Below are 6,801 nucleotides of genomic sequence, written 5' to 3' on the forward strand. Positions count from 1 at the left end.
CGTAACGCGACATCACCCGGCGGGAGCAACAAGTACTCCCGCCGGGTTCCTGACAGCCAATCAGCACGCACCGGGCAGCACCGCATGGAACAGCCACGCAAGAACATCCTTCATCGCTACCTCCCGCTATTGGCGGCGCTACTGGCCTGCCTGCTGTCGCTACAAACTCACCTTGCACACGCCGCCGACGACCTCTCCGGCTACTGGCTGGGCGAAATCGGCAGCCCGCGCGAGAAGGTCAGCATCGGCCTGAACCTGCAGGCCGACGCCAGCGGCCGCTACGACATGCAACTGGATCTACCCATTGCCCACCTGCGCTCGTTGCCCCTGCATGGCAAGGCAGACCTGGATGACAGCAACACCCTGGTCCATCGCACCCTGCACATGGCGTTGCGGATGCAGGGCGAAGAACTGACTGGCACGCTGCTGGGCAGCGGCGAGCGCCTGCGCCTGCGACGTGGCGAACCCGCATCGCTGCCCACTGAAAACGCAGCCAACACATCACCCCAGGCCTTGTCCGGCCCGCGCTGGAAAGCCCACCTTGGCGGCCAGATTTTCGCCTCGCCGGTTGTCGCCGATGGCATCGCCTACATCGGCACCACCGCAGGCACCCTGTTTGCCGTGGATCTTGCCGATGGCAGCCTGCGCTGGGGCAGTGCATTGGGTTACCCGGTCTATGCCACCGCACTGGTCACCGACGACGCGGTATTCGTCAACAGCGATGGCGGCTACCTGCACCGGCTTGATCGCAAGACCGGCCGCGAGCAATGGCGTTCTTCGATCCAGGACGCACGTAGCAGCCGCGAGCCTCCGCAACCACAATCGGCGGCCTGGGAATGGCAGGGCCCGCGCCCGCTGCTCGGCAACGGCCAGATCTATATCGGCGGCAACGATGGCAGCGTGCAAGCGCTGGACATGCGCACTGGCGCCAGCCGTTGGAAGCGACAGCTTGCTGGTCGCATCCAGCATGGCCTGGCCAGCGACGGCACCCAGCTGTTCGCAATCACCGAAGCAGGCGTGGTGCAGGCGCTCAATGCACGCACCGGCACTCCGCTATGGCAGTACCGTCTGGCTGCGCGTCCAGGCGCAGCACCGGTAGTGCATCGCGGCCGTGTGTTCTGCAATGACCGCAGCGGCGTGCTGCATGCAATCGACGCCACTACCGGCAACGCACTGTGGCTTACCCAGTTCTGGACCTCGTGGATCGAGTCCGAACCGTCCTTCGACGGCAACACGCTCTATATCGGCTCCTCTGACCTGCGCAAGGTGAGCGCCATCGACATCGTCAGCGGGCGCGTGCTGTGGCGCACCGAGGTTGGTGGCTGGAGCTGGGGTACGCCGCTGGCGCTGGGCGATCACCTGCTGGTCGGCATGGCTGCTGGCCACCCTTACTTTCTTGAGCACGGCGCTGGCGTAGGCGTACTGGATAGACGCGACGGACGCCTGCTCGCCACCCATGCACTGCCATCCGGGCGCGGCTTCCAGTGGGGCATCGCCGGCAACCTCGTCAATCATGCGGATGTGCTTGTCGCTGCCGATATCGAAGGCGTGCTGATGGGCTTTGCACTTGATGCGATGATCCAATCCAGTAGCGCCACCACTGCGCAGGCCACCACCGCGCTGCCTGTCTTGCCTTCCCTCCCCCCGCGGATCGCAGCAACCGCAACATCAACTGCAAACGCAACAGCGGCTGTCAGTACGCCAGCCGTCAACAACAAGGATCCATGATGCACCGACACCGACTTTCCAGCCATGCCCTGCACGCTGCGCTGCTGCTCGCCCTGGGCGCTGCCAGTGGCCATGCAGGTGCCGCCACCAACAGTGCAGGCGTTCAACTGCTACCGGTCGAAGTGACCGGCGCCAGCATCATTCCGCGTCCGGTATCGGTGCTGCCAGGCAACGGCCGCTTCAGCGTCGATGCCTCCAGCCGGGTGATCGCCGCTGATGGTGCCAGCGAAGTCGCTGCACAGTTCACCCAGCTGCTTGCACGCACCACGCCGCTGCAGCTCACGCCCAGCAGCAATGGCCAGGCCAAGGGCGCAATCCAGTTCCGCATCAGCAAACCTGCTGCCAATGCAGCATCGCCGGAAAGCTATTCGCTGCGCATCAACGCCGATGGCGTGCTGGTCGAAGCCGGCGATGCGCGCGGCCTGTTCTATGGCGCGATGTCGTTGTGGCAGCTGCTTGCTGCCGCACCATCGAACAGCATCACGCTGCCCGCAATGCAGGTTGAAGATGCACCGCGCTTCAACTGGCGTGGCTTCATGCTCGACTCGGCACGCCATTTCCAGAGCATCGACGACATCAAGCTGATCCTCGATGCGATGGCCACGCACAAGCTCAATACCTTCCACTGGCATCTCACCGATGACCAAGGCTGGCGCATGGAAATCAAGCGCTACCCGAAGCTGACCGAAGTTGGCAGCTGCCGCTCTGCCGCTGGCGAAGCCGGCGTTGGTGCTGACGGCAAGCCGCATCTGTATTGCGGCTTCTACACCCAGGATCAGATCCGCGATGTGGTGGCCTATGCCGCTGCACGCCACATTACTGTTGTGCCCGAGATCGACGTGCCCGGTCATGCGCAGGCCGCCGTTGCCGCCTATCCGGAACACGGCGTTGTCGATGGCCCGACCAAGCCGTCGGCCAACTGGGGCGTGAACCCCTACCTGTTCAACCCCCGCGAGGAAACCCTGCAGTTCCTGGAAAACATCCTGGCCGAAGTGCTGGAGATGTTCCCCGGCCAGTACATCCATATCGGTGGCGACGAGGCGGTGAAGTACCAGTGGCAGGATTCACCGCAGGTGCAGGCCTATATCCGCGAGCTGGGCCTGAAGGACGAAGAAGCACTGCAGTCGCACATGCTCAAGCGGCTGGAGAAGTACCTGGAAGACCACGACCGCAAGCTGATCGGCTGGGACGAAATCATCGAAGGCGGCCTGCCACCGCAGGCCACGGTGATGTCCTGGCGCGGTATCGAAGGCGGCATCGAAGCGGCCACCCATGGCCACGACGTGGTGATGACGCCGGGCAACACCTTGTACCTGGATTTCCTGCAGACCAATCTGCCCGAAGAACCGACTGGCCGCCCCAAGTTCACCTCGATGCAGCGCGTCTACGCGTTTGACCCGGTGCCGGCCGAGCTGACCCCGGCGCAGCGCAAGCACGTGATCGGCGTGCAGGCCAACATGTGGACCGAGCACACCCGCAACGGCAAGGACCTCAAGCACAACGTGTTCCCGCGCCTGGCCGCGCTGTCCGAGATCGCCTGGACACCGCTGCAGAACAAGAGCTACGACGACTTCCTCGCGCGCCTGCCGGCACAGCTGCAGCGCTACAAGGCGCTGGGGATTGGTTATGGCCAGACCGCGTTGTCGGTGGCGATGAAGCGCCAGGATGATCGCGCCGCCGGCAAGGTGACGGTGGAGCTGTCCAATCCGCTCAGCTACCGCGACATCCGTTACACCACCGATGGCAGCACGCCGACCGCGCAGTCAGCGGCCTATCCCGGCGCGCTGACCTTGCCGGTGCCGACCGTGCTGACCGCGCTGACCTTCTTCAACGGCAAGCCGGTCGCCGACAAACCCAGCCAGTGGAATTTCGATGCGCAGTCACTGCTGAGCCGTGACGACAAGACCTTGGCGCAATGCCCGCAGGGCGGCCGTCTGTTGCTGCGTCTGGTCGACGACAACCCGCTGCACGGTGAGCGCGACAATTTCGACGTCAGCATCTTCAACCCATGCTGGTTGTGGGAGGACGCGCAGCTGCAGGACATCGCCTCGGTGAAGGTGCGCGCTGGCCGCATTCCCTACAACTTCGGCCTGCTGCGCCCGGAGGAAGCCAAGCGCGGCTTCCGCAAGCCGGTGAGCCAGTACGGCGAATTTGAAGTGCGAGCCGGCTGCGAGGGCCGCGTGCTGGCCACGGTACCGCTGCCGCAGCAGCCGGGCAAGGATGGCTTCATTGAACTGGAGGCACCGCTGCAAGCCGGTGCCGGGCAGATCACCGACCTGTGCATGACCTTCAGCGGCGATACCCGTCCGCAGATGTGGGTGCTGGACCAGGTGCGTCTGCAGCCGAAGAAGTAAGGCTTGGGGAGAAATCCCCGGGAAGGCGCGGTGCGGTACGTGAGTCCTCTCCACCCACGTCCCGCACCGCACCGACTTTGCAAAATCACCGGCACCATGGCGGTGCCTGTGATGGCGCCAACGTAGCAGCCAAAGTGCCGCCAGCGTAAGTGCCATAACAGCGGAAATGGCTGATTTATCTAAAGAATTAAGTTGCAGCCGCAACCAGAACAGCTTGCAGCACTGCCCATGGGCGCACTATCGGCTCAACGCCCTTGCAGCCTGAGCAGCAAATCCCGCAGCGGTGTAAGCACAGTCAGCATGCCGATCAGCACACCACTGGCATTGGCCAGGGCGTCCATCGGATCGGCCATGCGCGTGGCAGTCAGCGCGCCCTGCGCCCATTCAATGCCCACGCCCATCGCAACCAGACCTGCTGCCACCCAACACAGCGCGCGGCGGCTGCCGAACAGCTGCACTGCACTGGCAGACAGGATGAAGTAGGCCAACACATGCTCGACCTTGTCGCTGTTCTGCGGCAGGTTCAGTTCTGGTGGCGGGATCAGGCACACGACGATCACCGCCAGCACTGCCGCACACCACAGGCCCAACCAGAACCCTGCACGACGCAGCGGTTTCAGCGTGGTGCTTACAGCCGCCACGTCAGGTCACCGAGCAGGAAGGCGGCCGACATGTCGACGTCGCGACTGAAGCCCATCACCTGGAAGCGCTCGCCCATTTCGGTCGGCAAGGTCAGTCGCTTGAGCTGATCGCGCAGGCGCAGCTGGCCGACTTCATCGGTCCGCTCTTCGGCCTGCAGCAGCAGGTCGGTGATGCCGTTGCCGAGCAGGAAGTTGGCCTGGTTACTGTAACCGGCCAGCTCGAAACCGGCATTGGTACCGGCTTCAGCCAGCGCGGTGAAATCCACCGATGCGGTGATGTCCTGCAGGCCCGGCCACAGGAACACGTCGTTGTGCACGCGGTGACGGTAGAACGCGCGCATCGTGCCGTCGTTGCGATCGTGCTGGTAGAACTCGCTGCGCGAATAACCGTAGTCGACGAACAACATCGCACCACGCTGCATGCCACCGGCCACAGCCTGGATCCAGTACGGCAGCTGCGGCAGCACTTCGGAACGGTAACCGTGCGCGAACGGACGCTCCAGATAGCGCTCCACATGCCGTACCGCACCCAGCATCAGCTGGTCGGCTGGTTGTGCACCGCGCACGAAGCGGCCTTCGCCGTCGAGCTCCACGGTCTCTTCGTAGATTTCGCCTTCGTCGGCGAGGAAGCGCGGTGTCGGCAACGCATCGATCACCTCGTTGGCGAACAGCACGCCATCCCAATCGTCGTCGAACGGCCGGTCCAGCCATTCCACCAGCGCAAACACCGGCGGAATCAGTGCGCGCTCCAGACGTTCGCGCTGGCGCTCGCGCAGGTCGGCGCTGGGTTCGAGGATGGCGTAACGCTCAGGCAGCGCATCCAGCTCCAGCAGGCGCTTGAGCATGATCTCGGCAAACGCGCCGCTGCCACCGCCCAGTTCCAGCATGCGGGCCTGCGGTCCGAGCTGCTTCAGCACCGGCGCAAGCGCATTGGCGGTGGTGGCGGCAAACAGCGCGCCGATTTCCGGCGAGGTGACGAAGTCACCGGCCGCACCAAACTTGCTGGCACCGGCGCTGTAATAGCCCCAACCCGGCGCATACAGCGCCAACTCCATGAAGCGTGAGAACGGCACCGCACCGCCTTGGGCAAGGATGTCCGCACGCAGGTGCGCGGCCAGCTGCTCGCTGTGGGCAAGCGCGTCTGAATCGGGGGTTGGCAGGTCGGAATGCATGATGCGGCGGTTTGCGAGGACAATGCACAGGATAGCTGAGTAAGGAAATCCCAGATGACAGAATCCCAACGGGTGGCCCTGGTCACCGGCAGTGCACGCCGCATCGGCGCCGGCATTGCCCGTCACCTGCACGCCCATGGCTACCGCATCGCTCTGCATGCGCACCAGTCCAGCGAGGAGCTGCAGTCATTGGCCTTCGATCTGGAAAGCGAGCGCGCGGGCAGCGTATTGGCGCTGGAGGCCGATCTGCGCGACGTGACCGCCCTGCCCGACCTGGTGGAACAGACCGTCGGCCAGTTCGGCCGGCTGGATGCACTGGTCAACAACGCCTCCAACTTCTTCCCTACCCCGTTCGGGCAGGTACAGCCGGAACAATGGGATGAATTGTTCGCGGTGAATACGCGCGCGCCGTTTTTCCTGGCACAGGCCGCAGCGCCGCACCTGATCAAGCAGCGCGGCGCCATCGTCAACCTGACCGACCTGCACGCCACCCAGCCACTGCGCGAGCACCCGGCCTACAGCTCGGCCAAGGCCGCGCTGGAGATGGTGACCCGCTCGCTGGCGCTGGAGCTGGCTCCACATGTACGGGTCAATGCCATCGCCCCCGGCGCCATCCTGTGGCCCGAACAGGGCAAGAGCGAAGCGGCCAAGCAGAAGCTGATGGAGCGCACCCCGCTGGACCGCCTCGGCACCCCGCACGAGATCGCCTCGGCGGTACGCTGGCTGCTGGATGACGCCGGCTACATCACCGGCCAGACCCTGCGCCTGGACGGCGGCCGCCTGCTGACCTGAACCCCATACACCTGTAGTGGGGGGGGGGGGGGGGGGGGGGGGGGGGCGGGCCGGGGGGGGGCCGGGGCGGGCGGGGGGCGCGGGGGGCGGGGGGCGGGGGGGCAGCGGAGCCCG

5 protein-coding genes are annotated in these 6,801 nt (G+C 65.0%); 3 read left to right on the plus strand and 2 right to left on the minus strand.

Annotated elements, in window-relative coordinates:
* Nucleotides 1-84 precede the first annotated feature (84 nt).
* Both ACVOMB_RS10440 and ACVOMB_RS10445 read left to right on the plus strand, forming a co-directional pair.
* Complete coding sequence (locus ACVOMB_RS10440) at nucleotides 85-1,728, plus strand: outer membrane protein assembly factor BamB family protein (RefSeq protein ID WP_481531105.1); 1,644 nt, start codon at nucleotides 85-87, stop codon at nucleotides 1,726-1,728.
* Nucleotides 1,728-4,082, plus strand: a complete 2,355-nt coding sequence (locus ACVOMB_RS10445; protein ID WP_481531106.1) for a beta-N-acetylhexosaminidase — start codon at nucleotides 1,728-1,730, stop codon at nucleotides 4,080-4,082. Before ACVOMB_RS10440 ends, ACVOMB_RS10445 begins: the two co-directional genes overlap by 1 nt.
* Nucleotides 4,083-4,327: 245 nt before the next feature.
* Here ACVOMB_RS10445 and ACVOMB_RS10450 read toward each other — a convergent pair whose 3' ends face one another.
* Nucleotides 4,328-4,723, minus strand: a complete 396-nt coding sequence (locus ACVOMB_RS10450; protein ID WP_481531107.1) for a VanZ family protein — start codon at nucleotides 4,721-4,723, stop codon at nucleotides 4,328-4,330.
* Nucleotides 4,711-5,895, minus strand: a complete 1,185-nt coding sequence (locus ACVOMB_RS10455; protein WP_481531108.1) for a class I SAM-dependent methyltransferase — start codon at nucleotides 5,893-5,895, stop codon at nucleotides 4,711-4,713. Before ACVOMB_RS10455 ends, ACVOMB_RS10450 begins: the two co-directional genes overlap by 13 nt.
* A 54-nt stretch (nucleotides 5,896-5,949) precedes the next feature.
* Between ACVOMB_RS10455 and ACVOMB_RS10460 the strand changes: the two genes are divergently transcribed.
* On the plus strand, nucleotides 5,950-6,687 hold the full coding sequence (locus ACVOMB_RS10460) for a pteridine reductase (protein ID WP_481531109.1): 738 nt from the start codon (nucleotides 5,950-5,952) through the stop codon (nucleotides 6,685-6,687).
* The last annotated feature ends 114 nt before the right edge of the window (nucleotides 6,688-6,801 follow it).

Source organism: Stenotrophomonas sp. STEN018 (assembly GCF_056760235.1).